We start from the raw sequence: 25,031 nt of genomic DNA, 5'->3' as shown, positions 1-25,031 counted from the left end.
TAATTTTATGAACAGGAGGAGATGACTATTCAAGGCTGTAAATATTCAGTATCTACTCTTAATATCTCAACTTGCGGAAATTCTTCTAAATTTAAAAGATACGTAGACTCTAATAACATACCGTTTTCCTCAAAAATGCGAACATAGGGACGGGAGGATTGTTTAGTATTTTGTTTTGCAACGATTCCCCTTCTTCCATCCGATAAACAAAGAACCGTTCCATTTGGATAGTGTACAACACTTTTAATCAAAGCATCTACCACTCGTTTTTCAAAAAGTGTGCCACTATCAGATTCAATTAGGTCAATTCCTTCCGAAGGCAACATTTTATCGCGATAAACCCGATTAGATGTCACCGCGTCAAAAACATCGGCCACGGCAATAATCTTTGCATATGGATGAATTTCATTGTCTACTAATCCTCTTGGATATCCACTGCCATCCAAACGTTCATGATGTTGCAGGGCACAATGAGCAACTAATAAAGAAACCGTATGTAAATTTCGTAAAATATTGAACCCGTAACGGGTATGTAGTTTCATAATGGCAAATTCTTCATCAGTTAATTGTCCAGGTTTATGTAAAATTTCGAGTGGCAGCACCATTTTACCTACATCGTGTAATAATGCGCCAATTCCAATTGTACGTAAATCTTCATACGGGTATCCGAGTTCTTTCGCTATTGCAAGAGAATAAAGGGTTACATTAAAGGAATGTTGGAACAACGCTTCATCATAAAGATAAGTATCCGTTATTATCGTTAACATTTCATTATTGCTAAATATCGTTTTTAACAAATCATCTACTAAAAAATTCAACTTTTTTGATTGCTTATCTAAAACAAAAGCCGCATCACGACTATTTAATCCTTTCATTTGACGGAAAGAACGCTCAATATTCGATACAGCTTTTGCTCTGAGTTCTAGGGGTACCGTCTCTTCCACTACAATGTCCTTGGAAATTTCATCTTCAATATATATATATTGAATGTTCATTTGCTTTAATCTTCGTATAATGCCCTCGGTCATTTTTACATGTCGCTGCACTAATGGGTGTCCTGATTCGTTAAAAATTGCTCTCCCCATTATCATTCCTGGTTTTGCTGCATTAATAGAAATGAGTCGCATAATAATGTTTACCCCATTCTGCCGATTTCAGTATTCCAAATTATATTATATAGCCAGTAATATCATTTAGGAACATTTTAGTAAAAATTTTCAATTTAAATACCGTTTACAATAATCTATTAAAACGTCCCTCAAAAAATATGGTAAAAAATATTTCTTTTTCGCATATTTAAAATTAGGGAAAAAATATCCAAAAGTAAACATATCAAGCGTCGCTAATTGATATGTTCGATTTAAGTCACTGACTTCTCCTTTTACAATTAATTCCCGATTTTTGTTTACCGAAAAATCATACGTTAATATTTTTCCAAAAATTAATCCTCTAAAACCTAATCCTTTTAACTCAAGTTGTGACCACTCATCATTCTTCGCTTGAAGAAACACTTCCTTCAATTGTCTACCAGTTATTTCTACAACACATAAGTTAATGGGATGGGGTAAAATTCGATGAATATCATATTTACTAATATTACCTTTTTTCAAGCCATCTAAAAATATTCCTGCATTAAACATCGCACAATCGGCACCCGTATGTTCCAATACTGCTTTTGCAAAAAGCCTAGAAATTTGGGAATGATGAAACCATTCTTTATTATAACTTTTCGTTGTTTGGAAAATCGTTTCGCTCATTAACTCCTTGCCAGTGCTCGATAACTGTTCTAGAAACTCCACTTCCCCGTCAATTTCAGGTAACAATGCATTATCAATAATCTTTTCTTCTTTCCGAATAATTTTTCGCTCGCGGTGATCAAATTGAATCGTTAAGTGTCCAGTATATGCCCCGAATTTACCACAACCAGTGAGCAAAACACCATTTACCATTTTACCTGTTTCAAGAAAGTGGTGAGTGTGAGAACCAAAAATTACATCTAAATCTGGACAATCTTGAGCCAATAATTCATCTTCCGTAATTCCTAAATGAGATAAACATAATAAGATATCGACTTGCTCCCTAAGCTGTTTAACAATAGAAATTATCTTTTTTCTCGGCTCTACAATATCCCATTGAAGTTCTTTATAAAACAATTCATAAAAAGCTGTAGCACCAATTACACCTATTTTTGTTCCGTATTTAGTCTCTAAGATTGTATATGGTTTTAGCCATTTCGGATTTTCTCTATTTGCTGCCTTTAAATTAGCGACAACTACTTCAAAATTTGCTTCATCATACAAATGATAAAGTTCGTCAAAATCTAACGTAATTCCTTCATTATTTCCGATTGTAACGACATCATATTGAGCTTCATTTAATAGTTTGACGTTCCCTAAACCGAGCGTTGCTTCGGTATATATATTCGAACGATCTAAATGGTCGCCAATGTCAAATAAAAAACTAGGTTCTCCACGTTCTGCGTAGGCAAGGCGTTCTTTTCGAATGAAAAATTGAGAACGCAACCAATATTCGAAATGGCTATGTAAATCATTTGTATGATAAAAATGAATCGTTTCTAGCAAACTATTCACCATCTCTCAATATTTAAAATAGCCCCTCTAAAATCGATTGGATACCGATTAATACCATAACGATTTGCAATACAAGAACAACCGTTTTTGATTTCAATCGTTTGTTTAAAGCTGAACCTAATTTCGCACCTACATAAGCCCCAACAATTACGGGAATTGTATAGTGCCAAGGGATATTTCCTAAATATATATGACTCATCGAGTTGACTAATGATGTTAAAAACACCATAAACATCGAAGTAGCAACTGCAACATGTGGTGGAAAACGGAACAATAACACCATTGCAGGAACAAGTAATGAACCTCCACCTATGCCAAATAATCCTGAAATCATGCCGACAAAGAAGGAAAAGAGAACAGCAAACCATATAGGATAGCCATATTCGAAACTTTGGCCTTGGCGATCTGTAAAACTTCTTTTTAATCCGTGATCAATAAACCAGTTAATGGGCTTTAACTTATCTCGTACAAACAATATTGTTGACAAAACGATTAGTAAAAAACCGAAATATAAATTAAATGAATCAATATCCAACCCTTTGTTTAACCAAGCGCCCAATATTGTACCTGGTGCACTACCTATAAAAAAAATTAATCCGCTTATGAAATCCACTTGTTTTGATCTCATATATGAAATCGTTGAAGACAAACCTATGAAAATCATCATGATTACAGATAAACCAACGACTCGCTGCGGAGTAATGTCAGGAAAAAAGCCTAAATTAATACCGAAAAAAAGCGTTGCTGGTATTAAAATAACCCCTCCCCCTAATCCAACTAACGAACCTAATATTCCAGCACAAAGTGCGATGATGGAAAGAAGTAAATATCCCATTAAAATTCCCCTTCAAAAAGATTTAATTGCTTCGGTGCAAGACCTTTAAAATTGATATTTAAAATTTCTTGAAACATTTTTGCGTTACTTGCTGCATGATGCCCTGAATTGTTGTTAAAAAGTACAAAAACTTCTTCCGCATTGGATTCCAAATCTTTTATTTTGTTTGCTAAATCTTCTAGCTCCTCTTTTGTATAGTCGTATAAAAAACGAACCTCTCTCCAATTAGGAGCACCCGAATTACGCCATCCAAAAACATTTCTTCCATGCAAACGGACAAGTACTTTCTTATTTGTTACTTTCGGAACGAAGGGCACTGAACCAATACCGGCTTGTGGTTCATCGCAAACGGTATGAATTAGTCCATTTTCTCTTAAAAATTGAATCGTTGCTTCCTCTCTATCACTTTGAAACCAAGTTTGGTTACGAAATTCAATAGCAATTGGAAACTCTTCTAATTGTTGTTTAACATATAAAATATACTTTACATTTTGAGAGGTACAATCAAACCATGGTGGGAATTGGACTAGTACCATAGCTAATTTATTGGACTTGTGAAAGGCATTGGCACATTGGCGAAATGCTTCAAACATTTCTTGTCGGTTTTGATACGGAATATTATCTCTACCATGACCGGTCATTCCTTGATATGCCTTCACGATAAATTGGAAATTTTCTGGCGTTTCCTCTATCCACTTTTCAACATTTTTCACTGATGGAATTGCATAAAAGGATGTATCTACTTCCACTATTGGGAAATGACCACTGTAATCAAAAAGCCTATCTCTTTTTGTGGAGTTTTCACGATATATTGAAGGATGGTCAACCCATCCAGTAAGACCAATTTTTATCATTTCTTTCTCTCCATTTTACCTCATTATGTTGTATATAAAAAAGTATAAACGATTATACAAAAAAAGTTCGATTAAGCAATACGCAAATCGAACTCTTTCCAACTTGATTACTTTGGTCATGTCTCAAGAAATTTGGGAACGAATGATTACACTCATTAAATAGGATGATTTAATAAGCGTATTTTTTACTCTTAACTATAATTTAATTTGACGCATTCCAACTAAAGCGTATTTAGCAAAAATAAAAGACCATAAAATAGCAATTGCTACTTAGATGGCCTCTAGTTTTCTCGTCGGATAGAAATTATTAATTGCTCTATAAAAATATAACTATTATATTGAGAAATCTTCCGGTATGAACACTTTTAATTGTTTTGGGCGAACATACACGATATCCCCTTTTTGAATTTCTAGATTTTTATAATGTTCCTTTGTTAATTCAGCCTCTAAAAATTCACCATTATCTTCCCTTTTTAATTCTATTTGTACAGTTGGGCCAACGATATGAATAAACGTGATTTTTGTGGCAACTGTTTCGTTGTCAACTTTTTCTTTTTCAATTTGAATGTCATGAGGACGAACATATCCAACTGCCTCATCATGGGAATCAAGATAATTTGGAGCACTGATTTCAAATTGCCCCTGTCTTAGCTTTCCATTTTGTAAACGTCCACGAAAAATATTTACGTTTCCTAAGAAGTCATAAACAAAAGGACTTTTTGGGTTCTCATATACTTCATCTGGTGTACCAATTTGCTCGATTTTTCCATTATTCATGACAATAATGCGATCTGCCACATCAAGTGCTTCTTCCTGATCATGGGTAACAAAAATGCTTGTCACGTGAAACTCATTATGCAGTTGGCGCAGCCACCTTCGCAACTCTTTTCTCACTTTTGCGTCTAAAGCGCCAAACGGTTCGTCGAGCAATAATACTTTCGGTTCGACTGCAAGTGCTCTCGCTAATGCAACTCGTTGACGCTGACCACCAGAAAGTTGTGAAGGATATCGATCTTGAAAGTTTTGAAGTTTAACAAGCTCCAATAATTCATTAACTTTTTTTGCAATTTCTTGCTTGGAAGGTCTCGTTTTTCTCGGACGCACTTTTAATCCGTATGCAACATTTTCAAACACAGTCATATGACGGAATAACGCATAATGTTGGAAAACAAAACCGACTTTTCTCTCCTTTGGACTTACATTTGTAATATTTTCGCCATCAAAATAGATTGCTCCTTCATCAAGCCCTTCTAACCCTGCAAGAATACGTAATAGCGTGGTTTTCCCAGATCCAGAGGGGCCTAGTAGTGCAATTAATTCACCAGATTCGATATCAACTGAAATATCTTTCAGCGCTTGAAATGAGCCGAAAGATTTTGATACATTTTTTACTTGAATGCTCATAAGCTCTCCCTACCTTACACATCTTTAGCTTTCCATGAAACAATATTTTTAATAATGATTGTAATAATCGCTAACACTGACATGATGGAAGCGACAGCAAAAGCCGCTGTAAATTGATATTCGTTATATAAAATTTCAATATGCAACGGCATTGTATTAGTTAATCCTCGAATATGTCCCGATACAACAGAAACAGCGCCAAACTCACCAATTGCACGGGCATTACATAATATTAAGCCGTACAATAATCCCCATTTAATATTTGGCAACGTGACATAGAGAAATGTTTTCAACCCACTTGCTCCCAGCGAAATAGAAGCTTCTTCCTCAGTTACTCCTTGTGTTTGCATTAAAGGAATCAGCTCCCTTGCAATGAAGGGAAATGTCACGAACAATGTAGCAAGGATGATGCCCGGTAATGCAAATACAATTTTTATATCATGTTCAAAGAGCCATTCACCAAACAATCCTTGAGCACCGAAAAGTAAAATAAAAATTAAACCTGCAATTACTGGGGAGACGGCAAATGGCAAGTCAATAAGTGTTATTAATAAATTTTTTCCCTTAAAAGAAAACTTCGTAATCAACCAAGCAGCTACAATTCCGAAAATCGCATTCAATGGTACGACAATCAGTGCAACGGTAATAGTTAGTTTAATTGCTGCTAGTGCATCTGGATGAACAATCGATGCAACATACGTTTCCCAACCTTTTTCGAAGGCAGTGACAAATATCGAAATCAACGGAAGTATTAAAAATAGGCTAATATAAAGGAATGAAATCGTAATCAATGACCACTTTACAGTTGCTGATTCTTTCAAAGAATAAGAGTTACTGGTTGTTCTTGTAACAACGGGCACTTCTTGTTTTACCTCCAATGGTTTGGTCATTACTTGCCCTCCTCATTAATGATAAAATTTCCTATTCATTCGCCATTGAATGAAATTAATAAATAGCAGGATGATAAACGAACCCGATAACATGACAATTGCGATTGCTGTTGCACCAACATAATCGTATTGTTCAAGCTTTGTCATAATAATAAGCGGAGTAATTTCCGTTTTCATCGGCATATTCCCAGCAATAAATACGACGGATCCGTACTCACCAAGAGCTCGAGAAAATGCTAACGAAAAACCTGTAATCATTGCTGGATATAGTTCAGGTAAAATTATTTTCACAAATGTTTGGAATCTAGTTGCCCCTAAACTGGCTGAAGCTTCTTCTACTTCTTTACTTAAATTTTGCAAGACTGGCTGCACCGTTCGAACGACAAATGGCAACCCAATAAATGTGAGGGCAATAATAATCCCAAGCGGCGTATAAGAAATTTTAAAATCAAAAAATTGCCCAATCCAACCATTCGGTGCATACAGTGTTGTAAGCGCAATCCCTGCAACCGCCGTTGGTAATGCAAAAGGCAAATCAACAAGACCGTCAATGATTTTCCTTCCTGGAAACTCATATCGAATAAGCACCCATGCAATCATCGTTCCAAAGAAAACATTGATTAATCCAGCAACGAAAGCCGTTCCAAAACTTAATTTATAAGAGGCTACTGCCCGAGGATGGGTAATCGTTTCGTAAAATTCACTCCAACTCATTGATAGCGTATTTACAATAATCATCGATAAAGGCAATAGGACAATCATGCTTAAATAAAGCATCGTATATCCAAAGGTCAAAGAAAAACCAGGAATAATAGTAGTTTTTTTCCTTCTTTTTAATGATAATTCCACTCTCACCATCTCCATAATGAAGATTCAGCATAAAGGAGGAGTCATACTTCTCCTTTATGCTTTTATTTCGAAAAATTCAGTTTTCTCAAATGATGCTTCCCGTTCAGATGTTGATGGTGGTTTATTCAAAGTTAATTTATTTCATTCCATCCCAAAATTAACACTTTACGTAGAAGCATATATTTTGTATTATTGATAAATTTCATCAAATGTTCCGCCATCTGCGAAATGGGTTTTCTGGGCTTCTTGCCACCCGCCAAATTCATCAATAGTAATTAACTCTAAAGTTTGGAATTGATTTTTAAATTTTTCCAACACTTTTTCATCACGAGGGCGATAGAAGTTTTTCGCTGCAATTTCTTGCCCTTTTTCGCTGTATAAATAGTTCAAGTAAGCTTCTGCTACTTCGCGAGTTCCTTTTTTATCAACGATTTTGTCGACAATTGCCACTGGTGGTTCAGCTAAAATACTTAAAGAAGGTGTCACAATTTCAAATTCATCTTCCCCGAATTCTGCAAGAGAAAGATATGCTTCATTTTCCCATGCGATTAACACATCACCAATACCACGTTCTACGAAAGTCGTTGTAGATCCACGTGCACCCGAGTCTAATACTTCAACATTGCTATATAAATCTTTCATGAATTGTTTTATTTTTGTTTCGTCACCATTAAACTTTTTATTTGCAAACGCCCATGCTGCTAAGTAGTTCCATCGTGCACCACCGCTTGTTTTTGGATTAGGTGTAATGACCGAAATGCCTTCTTTCGTTAAGTCATCCCAATCTTGAATGTTTTTCGGATTTCCTTTTCTAACTAAAAAAACGATTGTTGATGTATATGGTGAAGAATTGTTTTCAAATTCTGTTTGCCAATCTTCATTTAATAATTGTCGAGTTTGTGCTATTTCATCAATATCATAAGCTAATGCAAGCGTCACAACATCCGCTTCAATTCCATCAATTACTGATCTTGCTTGTTTTCCTGAACCTCCATGAGATTGCTGAATTGTTACTTCCTGACCTGTTTGTTCTTTCCAATAAGCCGCAAATTCTTTATTAAATTCTTCATATAATTCACGTGTTGGGTCATAAGAAACATTTAGCAACTCAACTGGTTTAGAAGTATTGTTTTCGCTCGCATTGTTGTTTGTAGATGCATTATCATTTGACTGTTCTTGTTTGCCACATGCTGCTAACAATAAAATAAGTAAGGCAATTCCTAATAAAAGTTTTTTTCTCATCTCATTCTCCCCTTTTCTTTTCATAAAATAATAGAAGGTTGCTTACATTCCCCTTTTAATCCAAGGAATAAATAAGCAACCTTCAGTTTGTCTGATCGGTTTTCGAATGAAACCATTATTCTTTTTCTTTGAAACATACAATAATCCAATTTTTCCGATTAGTCAACATGGTTTTATAAAATTTTAAAAAATCGTTTTTAATATTGATAAATTCAATAAAAATAGTATACTTTAAATAAAATTACATTTCTAAAATTTTTTATAACTTGATACGCTGACTAGAACACTAGAGGCGTTTTAATGTAAATTCTCTTTTTTGTTTACATTAAAACGCCTCTTTTTTTTTGAAAGGAGGAATCGCATGCTAACGTATCACACATGGCAAGATTCATTGATAGATTTTGAAGTGGATGAAACTTATAAAGGGGCATTGAATGTTTTACATTGGACCTATGACCATTACGGAGATGATGTGATTTATGCATGTAGCTTTGGCATCGAAGGCATTGTGTTAATTGATCTAATCTCAAAAGTAAAGCCTGATGCGAACATTGTGTTTTTAGACACGGATGTTCATTTTAAAGAAACATATGAAACAATTGAAAAAGTTAAAGAAAAATATCCCCAATTAAATATTGAGTTAAAGAGGCCTTCTATTTCCTTAGAAGAACAAGCGAAATTATATGGGGATGAACTTTGGAAAACTAACCCGAATAAATGTTGTGAAATACGAAAAATAATCCCTCTCCATGAAACGTTAACAGGAGCAAAAGCATGGATATCTGGTTTACGCCGTGAACAATCTGAAACGAGAAGACATGTGGAGTTTATTAACAAAGATAATAAATTTCAATCGATAAAAATATGTCCACTCATTCATTGGACATGGAAAGATGTATGGCGTTACGTAAGCAAACATCAACTAACATACAACCCTCTTCACGACCAGGGGTATCCGAGTATTGGTTGCGCTCATTGTACAAAACCAGCTTATACAATGGATGACTTACGTTCAGGAAGATGGGCCGGTCTCAATAAAACAGAATGTGGATTACATGTTGATTAGGAGGATGGAACAATGACAATTCAACCCCACGGTGGAGAATTAATTAATCGATTCAACCCAAATGAAAAATACGAGCATCTGCAACTAGAAATTCCTCTAGATGGAATTGCATTAAGTGATTTGGAGTTAATCGGAGTAGGTGCTTACAGTCCATTAGATGGATTTTTATCACAAGAAGATTATAAAAGTGTTGTCGAAAACATGCGTTTAGCTAACGGAATTGTTTGGAGCATTCCAATCACATTACCTGTTACAGAAGAAGTTGCTGCTACATTAAAAGTTGGTGAAAAAGCGAAATTAGTATTTAATGGAGAAGTATACGGTACGATTGAAGTTTATGAAATTTACACACCCGATAAATCAATTGAAGCAAAAAAAGTATATGGAACAGATGATTTAAACCACCCTGGCGTGAAAAAACTATTTGAACGTCCAAATGTATATGTTGGCGGAAAAGTAACGCTTGTGAAGAAAACAAAAAAATTATTCCCTGACTACACGTTCGACCCGAAAGAAACACGCGCTTTATTTGAAGAAAAAGGATGGAAATCGGTTGTTGGCTTCCAAACAAGAAATCCAGTGCATCGCGCGCATGAGTATATTCAAAAAGTAGCTCTTGAAATCGTGGATGGCCTTTTCTTAAATCCTTTAGTAGGAGAAACAAAGTCAGACGATATTCCAGCAAAAATTCGTATGGAAAGTTATGAAGTATTGCTCGATAAATATTATCCAAAAGACCGTGTGCAGTTAGGCGTATTCCTTGCAGCAATGCGCTATGCAGGACCAAGAGAAGCCATTTTCCATGCGCTTGTTCGAAAAAATTATGGCTGCACTCACTTTATTGTTGGTCGAGATCATGCAGGTGTCGGAAATTATTACGGAACATATGACGCACAAAAAATGTTTGACAACTTCACTCCAGAAGAAATCGGCATCACACCATTAAAATTTGAACATAGTTTCTATTGTACAGAATGCGACGGCATGGCAACAACTAAAACATGTCCACATGATGCTTCTTCTCGTATCATTTTATCCGGAACTAAAGTACGAGAAATGTTGCGTAATGGAGAAATTCCGCCAAGCACATTCAGCCGCAAAGAAGTAGTAGAAGTATTAATTCGCGGGCTTCGTGAAGAAGTTCATTCATAAGGAGTTGTTACAATGAGTTCAAACATCGTATGGCATAATACATCGATTACGAAAGCTGATTACCGAAAGAAAAATGGCCACCACAGCTTCATTCTTTGGTTTACCGGTTTATCTGCATCCGGAAAATCTTCCATTGCCAACGCATTGGCAAAAGAATTGTTTGACCGTGGAAATCAAGCCTTTGTACTGGATGGCGATAATATTCGCCACGGTTTAAATAAGGATTTAGGATTCGATGAACAATCAAGAAAAGAAAACATCCGTCGAATCGGTGAAGTTTCAAAACTATTTGTGGAAAGCGGACAAATCGTGTTGACGGCTTTTATTTCACCATATAAAGAAGACCGTGCTTTGGTAAGATCCCTTGTTGATGAGGGTGAATTCATCGAAGTATATGTGAAATGTTCTATTGAAGAATGTGAACGAAGAGATCCAAAAGGGTTGTATAAAAAAGCGCGAAATCATGAAATTCCGAACTTTACGGGCATTTCTGCTCCTTATGAAGCACCAGATCATCCTGAAATTGTTGTAGATAGCGAAAAATATTCTATTGAGGAATGCACAGCTCAATTGATTGATTTTTTAATTGAAAAAGGATATATCAAATAATAAAAATTGTATAGAAAACTCCCCCTCAATATAGAGTAAAGAAGCAGGGCTTATTTTCCCCTGCTTCTTTTTATGTTAAATTTTCTTAAAATATAAATTTTGAGATTCCAGCCTGCGGATATTAGTCATTCTCGGAAACTTATTAGCCATTCGAAGCAGGATATTAGTCAACTTCTTCCATATATTAGTCAACGAGAAAATTTTGTGCTTCCAGGCTGCAGATATTAGTCATTCTCAGGAACTTATTAGCCATTCGTAATACGATATTAGTCAACTTCTTCCCTTTATTTGCCAATGGAAAAAATTTGAGCTTTCAGTCTGCAGATATTAGTCATTCTCGGAAACTTATTAGCCATTCGTAATACGATATTAGTCAACTTCTTCCCTTTATTTGCCAATGGAAAAAATTTGAGCTTTCAGGCTGCAGATATTAGTCATTCTCGGGAACTTATTAGCCATTCGTAGCACGATATTAGTCAACTTCTTCCTAATATTAGCCAATGAAATAAATTTGAGCTTTCAGTCTGCGGATATTAGTCATTCTCGGGAACTTATTAGTCAATCGGAGCACGATATTAGTCAACTTCTTCCTAATATTAGCCAACGAAAAATTTTAACTCTACGGAGCGTTTGTTGATACTAAACATATAACCCCCTAAGATGGAAATAGGTCAGGAGGAGAAAAGATGGATAATCGTAAAGTTGGAGAATTAATTTATAACTTGCGGAAAGAAAAAGGGTTGACGCAGAAACAATTAGCTGAACAAATGAACATTTCCGATCGAACAGTTTCAAAATGGGAACGTGGACATGGTTGTCCAGATATCTCACTATTACCAAGTTTATCTACCTTATTGGGAGTCAATATAGAAAATATCTTAGAAGGTGAATTAACTTCTAATCAATTTGTAGGAGGAAATATGAAAAATTCGAATTTTTTTGTCTGTCCAACATGCAATAATATTGTATTAGCAACTGGAGATATAACCCTGTCTTGCTGTGGGAGAAAATTAGAACAATTAGTAGCAAAGGAAGCAACAGACGAAGAAAAGCTATCAATTTCAGAAATTGAAAATGAATGGTTTATTTCAAGCAATCATTCTATGAAAAAAGATCATTATATATCCTTTATTGCTATTGCTACTGATGATCAAATTCAAATTATTAAACAGTACCCTGAATGGGGTATACAAATACGTATCCCGAAACATAAACATAGCAAACTATTATGGTATGATACTCAATTTGGTTTATATTACCAAATTTTATAATTACTTGCTAAACTTCATACTGGTTATTTTTCTCCCTCACTTTGTTCATATATTTCAAAAGTGAGGTCTTCTTTTGAATGAAACCTAATAGGAGTTGCATGAAATGAATGAACCTTTAAATAAATCGATTGACTTAGCAAAACCAATGATTTCCTTCCTCATACCTGTCATTTTTGCAAGTGCTTTTCAATCATTAGGTCAAGTATTTGGAATGATGTTCATTGGGCAAATACTTGGAGTAAATTCTTTGGCAGCTTTTTCTGCATTCTTCCCTCTATTCTTTTTTTTAATGTCCTTTGCAATAGGAATTGGATCTGGTAGTTCCATTCTAATTGGGCAAACGTACGGTGGAGGAAATATCTTAAAAATGAAGGAAGTTGTTGGAGTCACTTTGGCATTTACGATGATTATATCCTTTGCAGTCGCCGTAATCGGAGGGCTCTTTACAGAAGAAATTTTAAAATGGATGGGAACACCTGCGAATATTTTGATTGCAAGTGCAGAATATGCACGTATTTTATTTGTAACATTACCTATTACTTTCTTATATATGTGCTATACAACTTTTATGAGAGGTGTTGGCGATTCAAAAACACCTTTTTATTTCTTATTAATTAGTATCTTTTTAAATATGGCCTTGATTCCAACTCTTGTTCTAGGGTGGTTAAGTTTACCGGAATTCGGATTAAACGGTGCTGCTTATGCTTCTGTATTATCCAATTTCATTACATTCGTGATTCTATTAGTGTATTTACACAAAAAAAATCATGTACTCAAATTAGATTCTTATACTTTGAAACATCTTCACTTGAAAGGCCCGATATTGAAAACTTTACTGAAATTAGCCATTCCTACAAGCATAAGTATGGTTACAATCGCATTGTCAGAAATTGCAGTCATCACTTTTGTCAATGATTATGGATCCAATGCAACGGCTGCATATGGAATCGTGAATCAAATTGCAAGTTACGTTCAAATACCAGCAATGAGTATATCCATTGCCATTTCAGTATTTGTTGCACAAGCCTTAGGTTCAGGTAACATTTCAAATATAAAACACATTACAAAAATATCAATAACTCTTAATTATGTTCTTGGCAGTATTCCAATTATTATTCTTTACCTGTTACCAATACCTATTTTAAGAATCTTTGTAGACAATTCTGATACGATTAATATAGCAAAAGGTCTGATTATCATCTCATTTTGGAGTTATTTAATTTTGGGTCACACACAGGCAATCTCAGCAACAATGAGGGCAACAGGTACTGTTCTTTGGCCAACAATTTTTACGATTACAAGTATTTTATTGATTGGAGTCCCAGTAGCATACTCCCTATCACATTTTACAGGACTTGGGATAGCAGGAATATGGCTCGCATATCCTGTTGCGTTCGTATTCAATTTCTTGGCGCAATCTATTTACTACAAAGTTTATTGGAAAAAGAAATCTCTTAATGTATTAATTAATTAAAACCTACTATAAAAGAAGCTATTTTACAATTTTATGATACAATAAAATTGACTTTAAAAAAGGATTGATTCTTATGAAGAAAGCAGACAAGTCAGCCTCCTAAATTTACTTTATATTAAAAATTTAGGAGGCATAGCAAATGAACTTTCATAAAATTGATTTAGACAATTGGAAAAGAAAAGAGATATTTAATCATTTTTTGAACCAACAAACAACTTTTAGTATAACAACAGAAATTGAGATTACTGAGTTATACCGAAACATAAAAGAGAAAAAATATAAATTCTATCCTGCATTTATTTTCTTAGTGACAAAGGTGATAAACTCAAATGTAGCTTTTCGAACTGGTTATAATAGCAATGGAGAGTTAGGTTATTGGGATAGATTAGACCCAATTTATACAATTTTTGATAATGATTCTAAAACATTCTCAGGTATATGGACTCCTGTAAAAGATGACTTTAGAGAGTTTTACAATCTATACCTTTCTGATTTAGATCAATATAATGGTACAGGGAAATTGTTTCCCAAAACTCCTATACCCGAAAATACTTTTTCTATTTCCATTATTCCGTGGACTTCATTCACTGGGTTTAACTTAAATATCAATAATAATAGCAATTACCTTCTCCCCATTATTACAGCAGGAAAATTCATTCATAAAGGTAATTCCATCTATTTACCACTATCTTTACAAGTACATCATTCTGTTTGTGATGGCTATCATGCAGGATTGTTTATGAATACTATTCAGGAATTAGCAGATATACCTAATGACTGGCTTTTATAATTTGAGAAAAAACCGACTGTACTTTTACAGTCGGTTTTCTAATGCCACTAACCTTATTTTTTTCGTTCGAATATTTCCTGAAAAACGGTTCCAGTCTAGTTTAATTTGAACGAGCGAAAAATTGCTACGTCATAATATTACCGAAAAAGAAGAAGACGAACTTATAAAGTTCGCCTCCTACAGTAAACGATAATTCTAATCGGCAAAATAACTATTTATTAAATACCTTCCTCATAGCCCCTTGACATACAAAGGTTTTCCTCACATTAACCGATTGAACCTTCCATCTCAAACTTAATCAAGCGGTTCATTTCTACCGCATATTCCATTGGAAGTTCGCGAGTGAATGGTTCAATGAATCCCATAACGATCATTTCTGTAGCTTCTTGCTCAGAAATACCGCGGCTCATGAGATAGAATAATTGTTCTTCTGATACTTTAGAAACTTTCGCTTCATGCTCAAGGGATACATTGTCATTAAATATTTCGTTATATGGAATTGTATCTGAAGCAGATTGATTGTCTAAAATTAATGTGTCACATTCAATATTTGCACGAGCACCGCTTGCTTTTGGACCGAAGCGGACAATACCACGATACGTTACTTTACCGCCTTGTTTTGAAATGGATTTTGACACGATTGTAGATGAAGTATTTGGTGCTAAGTGAATCATTTTTGCACCTGCATCTTGGTGTTGACCTTTACCCGCTAATGCGATGGATAACGTCATACCACGAGCACCTTCACCTTTTAAGATACAAGCAGGGTATTTCATTGTTAATTTTGAACCGATATTACCGTCAATCCATTCCATCGTACCATTTTCTTCAACGATTGTACGTTTTGTTACTAAGTTATATACGTTGTTAGACCAGTTTTGGATTGTTGTATAACGGCAATAAGCATTTTTCTTTACGATGATTTCAACAACCGCTGAGTGAAGTGAGCTTGTTGAATAAACTGGTGCTGTACAACCTTCAACATAATGCACATGGGCACCTTCATCAACGATAATTAATGTACGTTCGAATTGACCCATATTTTCAGAGTTAATTCGGAAGTATGCTTGAAGCGGTGTCTCCACTTTCACACCAGGTGGAACGTAAATGAATGAACCACCTGACCAAACTGCTGTATTTAGAGCAGCAAACTTGTTATCAGATGCTGGTACGACTGTTCCCCAATATTTTTTGAACAGTTCTTCGTTTTCTTGAAGAGCAGAATCTGTATCTTTAAAGATGATTCCCATTTCTTCAAGATCTTTTTTCATATTGTGGTAAACCACTTCTGATTCGTATTGTGCTGAAACTCCGGCTAAATATTTTTGTTCAGCTTCCGGAATACCTAATCGGTCGAAAGTTCGCTTAATTTCCTCAGGCACTTCATCCCAAGAGCGTTGTGTTGCTTCAGTTGGTTTTACATAGTAAGTAATTTCATCGAAGTCTAAAGCTGATAGGTCGCCACCCCATTGTGGCATTGGTTTTGAATAGAATATTTCAAGAGCCTTTAAGCGAGACTCGAGCATCCATTCTGGTTCATTTTTCATTTTTGAAATTTCACGGACGATTTCTTCGGTTAATCCACGTTTTGAACGGAATACAGAAACGTCCTTATCACGGAAACCGTATTTGTAATCGCCAATATCCGGCATTTGTTTTGCCATGTTCTCTCCTCCGTTCAAAGTTATTCTATCTCTTTGCTTACACCTTTTTCCATCGCTTTCCAAGCAAGAGTTGCACATTTTATGCGAGCTGGAAATTTTGATACGCCTTGTAGTGCAGCAATATCTCCTAATTCATCTAAAATTTCTTCATCAATTTCTTCTCCAAGCATCATTTTTGAGAAGATATCAGCTAATTTTAATGCCTCTTCCACTTTTTTCCCTTTAATTATTTCTGTCATCATAGAGGCAGATGACATGGAAATCGAACAGCCTTCACCATCAAATTTGGCATCTTCCACGATTCCATCATTGATTTTTAACGTAAGATGTATGCGGTCTCCACAAGTTGGGTTATTCATATCCACTGTTACATTATTTTCATCTAAGTACCCTTTATTGCGAGGTTTTTTGTAGTGCTCCATAATTACAGCACGATAAAGTTGATCTAAATTATTCAAAGACATTGTTAAAATACTCCTTCGCTGCGCGCAATCCTTCAACGAGAGCGTCGACATCTTCCTTATTGTTATAAATATAGAAGCTCGCTCTTGCAGTTGCAGAAACTTTCAACCATTTCATTAACGGTTGAGCACAATGATGTCCTGCACGAATTGCAATTCCTCTCATATCAAGTACAGTGGCAAGGTCATGAGGATGCACGCCATCTAAATTGAAAGTAATAAGACCGCAACGTTTTTTTGGATCTCTTGGACCGTAAATATGAAGGCCTTCAATTTTATCCATTTCAGATAAAGCATACTCGATTAATTCATGTTCATGATTAGCAATTTTATCTAATCCAATATTCGTTAAATAATCAATTGCAGCTCCCAATCCAATCGCCCCAGCGATATTTGGTGTACCGCCTTCAAACTTCCAAGGAAGCTCTTTCCAAGTAGAATCATATAAATCAACGAAGTCAATCATTTCACCGCCAAATTCAATTGGCTCTATATTTTCTAAAAGTTCCTGCTTACCATATAGTACTCCGATACCTGTTGGCCCACACATTTTATGGCCAGAAAATGCTAAAAAGTCGCAATCTAAATCTTGAACATCAATTGGCATATGAGGTGCTGCCTGGGCTCCGTCAACCACCATTACCGCACCATTTTCATGCGCAATTTTAGCAACTTCTTTAATCGGGTTAATGGTGCCTAACACATTAGAAGCCATCGTCATTGCAACAATCTTTGTTTTTGGAGTAATCGTTTCTTTCACAGTATCTAAAGAGATTGTCCCGTCTTCTTCTAAATCAATGTACTTTAATACTGCATTTTTTTCCTTCGCTAGTTGTTGCCATGGAATTAGATTGGAATGATGTTCCATATATGTGATGACAATCTCGTCACCTTCTTGAACATTTTGTCTTCCATAAGCACTAGCAACCGTGTTTAAAGATGTTGTTGTTCCTCGAGTATAAATGATTTCTTTTGTTGATTTAGCATTAATAAATTTGCGGATTTTCTCGCGCGCCCCTTCATAAGAATCCGTTGCACGGTTTCCTAGCGTATGAACACCACGATGCACATTGGAATTATCAAAATCGTAATATTTACGAACAACTTCCAACACTTGAACAGGTTTTTGTGATGTTGCAGCGCTGTCAAGGTAAACGAGCGGATGACCGTTTACTTCTTGATTTAAGATAGGAAAATCTTTTCGAAATTCATTCATTAGCGAACTTTCCCTTCAATAACCTTCGTTAATTGATTCTTAACTCCTTCAATTGGCAATGAGCTTACAACCGGTGCAAGGAATCCATGGATGATTAAACGCTCTGCTTCTTCTTTTGAAATACCACGGCTCATCATATAGTACAGTTGAGTTGGATCAACTCGTCCAACAGATGCCGCGTGTCCTGCCATTACATCATCTTCATCGATTAATAAAATTGGGTTTGCATCACCGCGAGCTTTACTTGAAAGCATGAGTACACGGGATTCTTGTTGAGCATTTGATTTGGAAGCACCATGCTCGATTTTACCAATTCCGTTAAAGACAGATTGAGCAGCATCTTTCATTACTCCGTGAGTTAAAATGAAGCCTTCAGAGTTTTTACCCCAGTGACGAACTTCTGTTGTAAAGTTTTGCTTTTGACTTCCAGTACCAACAACAACTGTTTTTGTATCAGCACTTGAACCATCACCAACAAGATGAGTGATATTTTCAGAAATAGTATCTGAGTTGTTCATTAATCCTAATGCCCAGTTGATTTTTGCATCACGATACAAATGTCCACGGCGATTTACATATGTTGTATAGCCTTTTGCTAACACATCAACTGCACCGAAAGAAACTTGTGCATTGTCTAATGCAATAACTTCTTCAATTAAGTTCGCTTGTCCTTTTGCACTGTCAACTGTTGATAAGTAGTTTTCTACATAAGTGACAGAAGAATTTTTATCTGCAACCACTAATACATGATTAAATAATGAAGCTTCTTCATCATCATTTAGGAACACAACTTGAATCGGCTTTTCAATTACAACATTTTGTGGAACATATAAGAATACGCCGCCGTTTACTAATGCTGCATGGTAAGCAGTTAATTTATGTTCATCTAATTTAACAGCTGTTGTCATAAAATATTTTTGTACTAAATCACCATGTTCACGAACTGCTGTTAAGAAGTCTGTGAAAATCACACCTTGTGCTTTTAATTCTTCTGAAAGCTTTATAACTACCGGTGTGTTGTTTCTTTGAATATAAAGATTTTCTTGTTGTTCAATGTCAATTAAATCTTTTACTGCTTCAGGCAATTGCTCAATCGTGAAAGATTCACTTTTCACCGTATGTTTAGGGAAATTGATAAAATCCCACTTTTCAATATTTGTTTTATCTGGTTTAGGCATTGGTAAATCAGTAGCTTTTTCAATCGCAGCCGCACGTAAATCAGTAAACCATTTCGGTTCATTATTTAACTCAGAGAACGAGCGGACTTCACTAGCTGATAACGCCAATTTTGTTTCAACCGTCATCGATAATCGTCCTCCTAAATTAAGCTTCTTTTTCCGTTACTGCATCTGTGTCTTCGATACCTAATTCTTGTTTAATCCATTCATAACCTTCAGCTTCTAATTTCTTAGCTAGCTCAGGTCCGCCAGATTTCACCACTTTACCTTGCATCATTACGTGTACGTAATCTGGAGTGATATAGTTAAGCAAGCGTTGATAGTGAGTAATCACTAAGCAACCGAAGTTTTCACCGCGCATTTCATTAACGCCTTTAGATACAACTTTCAATGCGTCGATATCAAGACCTGAGTCAATTTCGTCTAAAATAGCAAATGTAGGTTTAATCATCATCATTTGAAGAATTTCATTGCGTTTCTTTTCCCCACCGGAGAAACCTTCATTTAAGTAACGTTGAGCCATTTCTGGATCCATTTCTAAGAATTCCATCGTTTTATCTAGCTCACGGATAAATTTCATAATGGAAATTTCATTACCTTCACCACGGCGTGCGTTGATTGCTGAACGGATGAAGTCAGCGTTTGTTACTCCGGAGATTTCTGATGGATATTGCATTGCTAAGAATAAACCTGCTTTAGCACGCTCGTCTACTTCCATTTCTAATACGTTTTGTCCATCTATTTCAATTGTTCCTTGAGTAACCTCGTATTTTGGGTGACCCATAATAGCAGATGCTAAAGTAGATTTACCTGTACCGTTAGGACCCATGATTGCGTGTACTTCATTTGTGTTAATTGTTAAGTTTACACCTTTTAAAATCTCTTTACCTTCAATTGAAACGTGAAGATCCTTAATAACTAATGTTGACATCTATATACCTCCATTTTTGCTATAAATGGTAATACCATTTCTAATTTATTATCATTCTAATCTTAACCGAAAACAAGTGAGCATGCAAAACATTTAATCATTTATTCCCATCATTGAGTAAAATCCTCATCAATATTAGAATTTCCGAACATTAAATTCTTAACAACAAATCAAGACAATGTAAAAAGAAGGAATGTTTATTTTCAATAAATAAATCGTAATTGAGAACAGTTATTAATGAAAGAATTTTTTGAATAGAAAGCTATTATCAACCAACATCTTTCGATATATTTTTTTAATTGCATTCAGTCTATGCTTCTTTTCAGAGTTCTTAAATTCATCCTTTGAAATAATTGTTATTTAAGAAATTTCTAAAGTAGTAGTAAATCAAATTTCTGCCCTTTCATGCCCCTTGACTTTGACTGATATATACAATCTATGCAACAATGTTCCTTTTCCTAAACGTTTACATTATTGGCATTTTCCATTAATATAAATTGTATATATTTTTTTATCAACCCATCTATTTTTTAGATGATTAGGAGGGAGAACACTGGAATTACGTCAATTACGATATTTTGTTGAAGTTGCAGAACGGGAACATATCTCCGAGGCAGCTGAACACCTTCATGTTGCCCAATCAGCTGTAAGCAGACAAATTGCCAATCTAGAAGAAGAGCTTGGCACAGCACTTTTTGAACGTGTAGGGAGAAACGTGAAACTAACACCGATTGGTAAAATTTTTTTAGAGCATGCAATTACCGCTCTGAATGCTATCGATTATGCTGTTAAGCAAGTGGAAGAATATTTAGATCCTGAAAAGGGGTCCATTAAAATTGGCTTCCCTACTAGTTTAGCAAGTTACGTCCTCCCAACAGTTATTTCTGCCTTTAAAAAAGAATATCCTGACGTTTCTTTCCATCTACGCCAAGGATCCTATCGCTATTTAATTGAGGCAGTCAAAAACCGTGAATTAAACCTTGCATTTTTAGGACCGGTACCAAAGAAAGATGAAACAATCGATTCAATGATTTTATTCAATGAAAACATTTGTGCATTGCTTCCTGCCAATCACCGGCTGGCGAAGCGGGATAAAATTCATTTAGATGAACTACGTCATGATCACTTTGTCCTTTTCCCTGAAGGATATATTTTACATAAAGTCGTAGTCGATGCTTGCAAATCAGCAGGCTTTTCTCCTATAGCCACTTCGGTGGGAGAAGATATGGATGCTTTAAAGGGGCTTGTAGCAGCAGGAATTGGCGTAACATTATTGCCAGAAAGTTCTTTCTACGATTCTACACCACGGTTAACTATCAAAATGAAAATCGATAATCCAAATATCACCCGCAATGTAGGAATTATTTATCCAACAAACAGAGAATTAGCTCCTTCAGAACAAGTATTTATCAAATTTGTTCAAACATTCTTCTCCAGATTAAATCAATTTCAATAGAGGATATAACATAATTTCATTGTTAAAGAATTGTTTCGTAATGGCCAACATACTCAAAATCAAGAAGGCAAAGGTCACCTTATTTAATTCTCTTAAACATGCAAAACCTCCCAATCGTTTTCGATTAGGAGGTTATTTCGTTTTATTATTCGCTCACTGGTACTACAGAGCCGCCCCATTCTTCAAGAATGAAGTCTTGAATTTCTTTTGTACGCAATACTTCCACTAACTTTTTAATTTCTTCTCTATTTTCATCGCCAGAACGTACAGCAATTACGTTTACATATGGTGATTCTGAACCTTCAATTGCGATTGAATCTTCCACTGGGTTAATTCCAGCATCGATTGCGAAGTTAGAGTTAATAACAACCGCATCTCCTTCTTTGTTTTCATAATAAGTAACCATCATCTCAGGAGCATCGCTTGCTTCGATTTTTAAGTTCTTCGGATTTTCAACAATATCTTCTAAAGTTGCTTTTGTTTTATCGATACCTTCTTTTAATGTGATTAAGCCATTTGCTTCAAGTAGTGATAAAATACGACCATGGTCTGGGATAGAATTTGAAATTAAAATTGTTGCACCATCAGGAAGTTCATCTAAAGATTGATATTTTTTAGAGTAAATCCCCATTGGCTCAATGTGGATTCCACCAGCATTTACTAAATCATAACCCTCTTCAGCAACTTTTTGTTCAAGATACGGAATGTGTTGGAAATAGTTTGCATCAAGATCGCCATTATTTAAATCTTGATTTGGTAAAACATAATCTTGATATGGTACAATCTCTAACTCGATTCCTTCTTCAGCAAGGATTGGTTTTGCTTTCTCTAAAATTACTGCGTGAGGTGTGTGTGAAGCACCTACTTTTAATGTTACTTTTTCTGTTGCTTGTTGATCGTCGTTTGTTCCTTCATCAGTTGAAGAATTTGAACTTGTACCGCATGCAGCTAATACTAGCACAAGCACTGATAGGAATAAAAATGATAATACTTTCTTCATCCTTCCATTACTCCTTCTCCATTAAATTTTATGTGAAAGGCAAATCGCCTCCATCACCTGAATTAGCGCTTGTCCGTTTTGGCAGTAATCGTATCACCAATCCATTGAATGACAAATACAATGACAAGTATTAAAATCGTTGCCATTAACGTGACATCTTCTCTACTTCTTTGGAAACCTTCTAAGAAAGCTAAGTTCCCTAAACCGCCTGCACCTATGATTCCTGCCATCGCTGTATAACCAACAAGAGCAACAGCTGTGACAGTAATTCCAGAAATGAGCGCAGGTTTGGATTCAGGAATTAATACTTTCCATATAATTGTGAAAGTATTCGCACCCATCGATCTTGCTGCTTCAATAACACCTTTATCTACTTCGCGTAAAGCGATTAATACTAAACGCGCATAAAACGGCGCTGAACCGATAATTAACGCTGGTAAAGCCGCATTTACACCACGAATAGTTCCGAGTAAAAATTTTGTAAACGGAATTAATAAAATAATTAATATAATAAACGGAATCGAACGGAAGATATTCACAAGGGACCCCGTCAAGAAATGAACAATTTTGTTAGCCCAAAGTTGGTGTGGACTTGTTAAGAATAACAGTATACCTATGATTATGCCGAGAACGAAGGTAACTGCTGTAGAAATAGCTGTCATGTAGAGTGTGTCATAGGTTGCTTCCCACATTTTTGTCCAATCTACATTCGGAAATAATGCCTCAATCATTCGTAATCACCTCCGTTTTAATATTCATCGATTTCAGTTTTTCCAAAGCCTTCTCGACATTTTCAGAATCACCGTCAAGTTGAACAATTAACGTTCCATAAGAGCCATTCACCGTTTGTGAAATATTGCCGTGAAGGATGTTGATATCCAACTGGAACTCTTTAATTAAATATGAAATAATCGGTCTTTCTGTTGTATTTCCAACAAAAATTAATTTTACTAATTTTCCAGAAGGATAATTTTTCAAAATGTGTTCAATGGATTCTTTTGATTCTCTTGAATCCGAAACTTGCATCACAAAGTTTTTCGTTATTTCAGCTTGAGGATTTTGGAACACTTCAAGAACATCACCTTGTTCAACGACACGTCCAGCTTCCATCACCGCAACGCGATGGCAAATTTTTCGAATCACGTGCATTTCATGGGTAATTAAAACAATTGTCAACCCAAGACGCTGATTAATATCTGATAATAATCGCAAAATTGAATCAGTTGTTTCTGGGTCTAGAGCACTTGTGGCTTCATCACAAAGCAATACTTCTGGATTGTTAGCTAATGCTCTTGCTATACCAACCCGTTGTTTTTGTCCACCGGAAAGCTGGGATGGATAAGCATCCGCTCTTCCACTTAAACCTACAAGTTCAATTAATTCGTGAACTCTTTTTTCTCTTTCTTCTTTTGGTACCCCTGCAATTTCTAAAGGAAAAGCAATATTTTCTGCGACTGTTCTTGACCATAAAAGATTGAAATGTTGGAAGATCATGCTGATTTTTTGGCGAGCAAGCCGTAACTCTTTTCCTTTAATTGAAGAAATTTCAAGACCATTCACTATGACAGAACCGCTCGTTGGTTTCTCGAGTCCATTCAATAGGCGAATCAATGTACTTTTTCCGGCACCGCTATATCCGATGATTCCGAAAATTTCACCCTTTTGAATAGACAAATTTACATGATCAACTGCGGTTAATTCCCCATTTTTCGTTTTAAAGATTTTTGTGACATTTTTTACTTCAATCATGTTTGAGTACTCCTTTATAAACCGCAATATGTATTGATATTACAATTGTGCATTTTACACTTTTTATTACCCTTTGACCATAGCGTTATGTATACAATCTTTCATTTCAATAAAAAAACCTTCTACTTTGATAAGTAGAAGGGAAGTTGAACAACCTACTTAGATATCGTAAAACTTCCTCTTATCTTTCAAAGTAATAAATACTTTGCGTGATTTGGCACCTTATCATATCAATGATATGATGGTTGCCGGGTTTCATAGGGCACTTCCCTCCACCACTCTTAATAAGAGTTTTTTGCTATTCGGTTATTTAATTATGGAAACAATGTAACACGTAATCTATCATCTG

General features: G+C 35.4%; 23 protein-coding genes, 1 pseudogene and 1 riboswitch. Of the genes and pseudogenes, 8 read left to right on the top strand and 16 right to left on the bottom strand.

The annotated features are described in order from the left end of the window. Positions 1–29: 29 nt before the first annotated feature. From NSQ18_RS11690 to cysT, 7 genes are all read right to left on the bottom strand, one after another. Complete coding sequence (locus NSQ18_RS11690) at positions 30–1,127, bottom strand: HD-GYP domain-containing protein (RefSeq protein WP_339288168.1); 1,098 nt, start codon at positions 1,125–1,127, stop codon at positions 30–32. A gap of 90 nt (positions 1,128–1,217) precedes the next feature. Beyond that, positions 1,218–2,594 carry a bifunctional UDP-sugar hydrolase/5'-nucleotidase gene (locus NSQ18_RS11685; RefSeq protein WP_339288166.1) on the bottom strand — a complete coding sequence of 459 codons (1,377 nt, stop codon included), beginning with the start codon at positions 2,592–2,594 and terminating at the stop codon, positions 1,218–1,220. Positions 2,595–2,604: 10 nt separating this feature from the next. After that, complete coding sequence (locus tag NSQ18_RS11680) at positions 2,605–3,426, bottom strand: sulfite exporter TauE/SafE family protein (RefSeq protein WP_016839283.1); 822 nt, start codon at positions 3,424–3,426, stop codon at positions 2,605–2,607. After that, the gene (locus tag NSQ18_RS11675) at positions 3,426–4,280 is read right to left on the bottom strand and encodes a DUF72 domain-containing protein (protein ID WP_339288163.1); all 855 of its coding nucleotides are present in this window, start codon (positions 4,278–4,280) and stop codon (positions 3,426–3,428) included. The genes NSQ18_RS11680 and NSQ18_RS11675 overlap by 1 nt, the downstream gene beginning before the upstream one ends. Before the next feature lie 333 nt (positions 4,281–4,613). Then, a complete protein-coding gene (locus NSQ18_RS11670; protein WP_339288161.1) occupies positions 4,614–5,684 on the bottom strand; it encodes a sulfate/molybdate ABC transporter ATP-binding protein in 1,071 nt (356 codons plus the stop codon). A gap of 14 nt (positions 5,685–5,698) precedes the next feature. Further along, complete coding sequence (gene cysW, locus NSQ18_RS11665; RefSeq protein ID WP_247595817.1) at positions 5,699–6,574, bottom strand: sulfate ABC transporter permease subunit CysW; 876 nt, start codon at positions 6,572–6,574, stop codon at positions 5,699–5,701. A gap of 15 nt (positions 6,575–6,589) precedes the next feature. Beyond that, positions 6,590–7,438: a sulfate ABC transporter permease subunit CysT gene (cysT, locus tag NSQ18_RS11660; RefSeq protein ID WP_040764837.1), complete on the bottom strand. Its 849-nt coding sequence runs from the start codon at positions 7,436–7,438 to the stop codon at positions 6,590–6,592. Between the two features lies 1 nt (position 7,439). Here cysT and NSQ18_RS11655 point away from each other — a divergent pair, with 1 nt between their 5' ends. Beyond that, on the top strand, positions 7,440–7,619 hold the full coding sequence (locus tag NSQ18_RS11655) for a hypothetical protein (protein ID WP_016839278.1): 180 nt from the start codon (positions 7,440–7,442) through the stop codon (positions 7,617–7,619). On the opposite strand, the gene NSQ18_RS11650 is transcribed toward NSQ18_RS11655, so the two are convergent. Beyond that, positions 7,613–8,665, bottom strand: coding sequence for a sulfate ABC transporter substrate-binding protein (locus tag NSQ18_RS11650; protein WP_339288157.1), 1,053 nt, complete (start codon positions 8,663–8,665; stop codon positions 7,613–7,615). The two genes, NSQ18_RS11655 and NSQ18_RS11650, sit on opposite strands and share 7 nt — an antisense overlap. Before the next feature lie 361 nt (positions 8,666–9,026). Here NSQ18_RS11650 and NSQ18_RS11645 point away from each other — a divergent pair, with 361 nt between their 5' ends. The 6 genes and pseudogenes from NSQ18_RS11645 (at position 9,027) to catA (ending at position 15,131) form a co-directional block, all read left to right on the top strand. After that, a complete protein-coding gene (locus NSQ18_RS11645) occupies positions 9,027–9,731 on the top strand; it encodes a phosphoadenylyl-sulfate reductase (protein WP_016839276.1) in 705 nt (234 codons plus the stop codon). A gap of 12 nt (positions 9,732–9,743) precedes the next feature. Then, entirely contained in the window at positions 9,744–10,883 is a 1,140-nt protein-coding gene (gene sat, locus NSQ18_RS11640; RefSeq protein WP_339288155.1) for a sulfate adenylyltransferase, read from the top strand. Positions 10,884–10,895: 12 nt separating this feature from the next. Then, a complete protein-coding gene (gene cysC / locus NSQ18_RS11635; protein WP_096551688.1) occupies positions 10,896–11,492 on the top strand; it encodes an adenylyl-sulfate kinase in 597 nt (198 codons plus the stop codon). 686 nt (positions 11,493–12,178) lie between these two features. Further along, complete coding sequence (locus NSQ18_RS11630) at positions 12,179–12,763, top strand: helix-turn-helix transcriptional regulator (protein WP_339288153.1); 585 nt, start codon at positions 12,179–12,181, stop codon at positions 12,761–12,763. Between the two features lie 103 nt (positions 12,764–12,866). Next, positions 12,867–14,237 carry an MATE family efflux transporter gene (locus NSQ18_RS11625; protein ID WP_339288152.1) on the top strand — a complete coding sequence of 457 codons (1,371 nt, stop codon included), beginning with the start codon at positions 12,867–12,869 and terminating at the stop codon, positions 14,235–14,237. A 139-nt stretch (positions 14,238–14,376) separates the two neighbouring features. Continuing rightward, positions 14,377–15,131, top strand: a pseudogene (catA, locus tag NSQ18_RS11620) (type A chloramphenicol O-acetyltransferase). 162 nt (positions 15,132–15,293) lie between these two features. On the opposite strand, the gene sufB reads toward catA, so the two are convergent. The 5 genes from sufB to sufC are packed head-to-tail and all read right to left on the bottom strand — an operon-like array spanning position 15,294 to position 20,477. Beyond that, complete coding sequence (gene sufB / locus NSQ18_RS11615; RefSeq protein WP_096551692.1) at positions 15,294–16,691, bottom strand: Fe-S cluster assembly protein SufB; 1,398 nt, start codon at positions 16,689–16,691, stop codon at positions 15,294–15,296. 20 nt (positions 16,692–16,711) lie between these two features. Continuing rightward, positions 16,712–17,155: a Fe-S cluster assembly sulfur transfer protein SufU gene (sufU, locus tag NSQ18_RS11610; RefSeq protein WP_016838670.1), complete on the bottom strand. Its 444-nt coding sequence runs from the start codon at positions 17,153–17,155 to the stop codon at positions 16,712–16,714. Beyond that, a complete protein-coding gene (locus tag NSQ18_RS11605; RefSeq protein ID WP_016838669.1) occupies positions 17,142–18,368 on the bottom strand; it encodes a cysteine desulfurase in 1,227 nt (408 codons plus the stop codon). The genes sufU and NSQ18_RS11605 overlap by 14 nt, the downstream gene beginning before the upstream one ends. Beyond that, entirely contained in the window at positions 18,368–19,672 is a 1,305-nt protein-coding gene (sufD, locus tag NSQ18_RS11600) for a Fe-S cluster assembly protein SufD (protein WP_016838668.1), read from the bottom strand. Before sufD ends, NSQ18_RS11605 begins: the two co-directional genes overlap by 1 nt. A gap of 19 nt (positions 19,673–19,691) precedes the next feature. Beyond that, positions 19,692–20,477 carry a Fe-S cluster assembly ATPase SufC gene (gene sufC / locus NSQ18_RS11595; RefSeq protein WP_016838667.1) on the bottom strand — a complete coding sequence of 262 codons (786 nt, stop codon included), beginning with the start codon at positions 20,475–20,477 and terminating at the stop codon, positions 19,692–19,694. A 553-nt stretch (positions 20,478–21,030) separates the two neighbouring features. Between sufC and NSQ18_RS11590 the strand changes: the two genes are divergently transcribed. Then, entirely contained in the window at positions 21,031–21,933 is a 903-nt protein-coding gene (locus tag NSQ18_RS11590) for a LysR family transcriptional regulator (RefSeq protein ID WP_026019096.1), read from the top strand. A 145-nt stretch (positions 21,934–22,078) separates the two neighbouring features. Here NSQ18_RS11590 and NSQ18_RS11585 read toward each other — a convergent pair whose 3' ends face one another. The 3 genes from NSQ18_RS11585 to NSQ18_RS11575 all read right to left on the bottom strand — a co-directional run bounded on the left by NSQ18_RS11585 (position 22,079) and on the right by NSQ18_RS11575 (position 24,682). Then, the gene (locus NSQ18_RS11585) at positions 22,079–22,933 is read right to left on the bottom strand and encodes a MetQ/NlpA family ABC transporter substrate-binding protein (protein WP_016838665.1); all 855 of its coding nucleotides are present in this window, start codon (positions 22,931–22,933) and stop codon (positions 22,079–22,081) included. 62 nt (positions 22,934–22,995) lie between these two features. After that, positions 22,996–23,664 (bottom strand): methionine ABC transporter permease, encoded by a 669-nt coding sequence (locus NSQ18_RS11580; protein WP_016838664.1) that lies wholly within the window; start codon positions 23,662–23,664, stop codon positions 22,996–22,998. Beyond that, a complete protein-coding gene (locus NSQ18_RS11575; protein ID WP_096551694.1) occupies positions 23,657–24,682 on the bottom strand; it encodes a methionine ABC transporter ATP-binding protein in 1,026 nt (341 codons plus the stop codon). The genes NSQ18_RS11580 and NSQ18_RS11575 overlap by 8 nt, the downstream gene beginning before the upstream one ends. Before the next feature lie 178 nt (positions 24,683–24,860). Beyond that, positions 24,861–24,973: riboswitch (SAM riboswitch) on the bottom strand. Positions 24,974–25,031 lie beyond the last annotated feature (58 nt).

Source organism: Ureibacillus sp. FSL K6-0786 (assembly GCF_037965165.1).
Classification (GTDB): domain Bacteria; phylum Bacillota; class Bacilli; order Bacillales_A; family Planococcaceae; genus Ureibacillus; species Ureibacillus thermosphaericus.
Note: the sequence above shows the minus strand (reverse complement) of the source record. Positions and strands in the feature narration are given on the sequence as shown.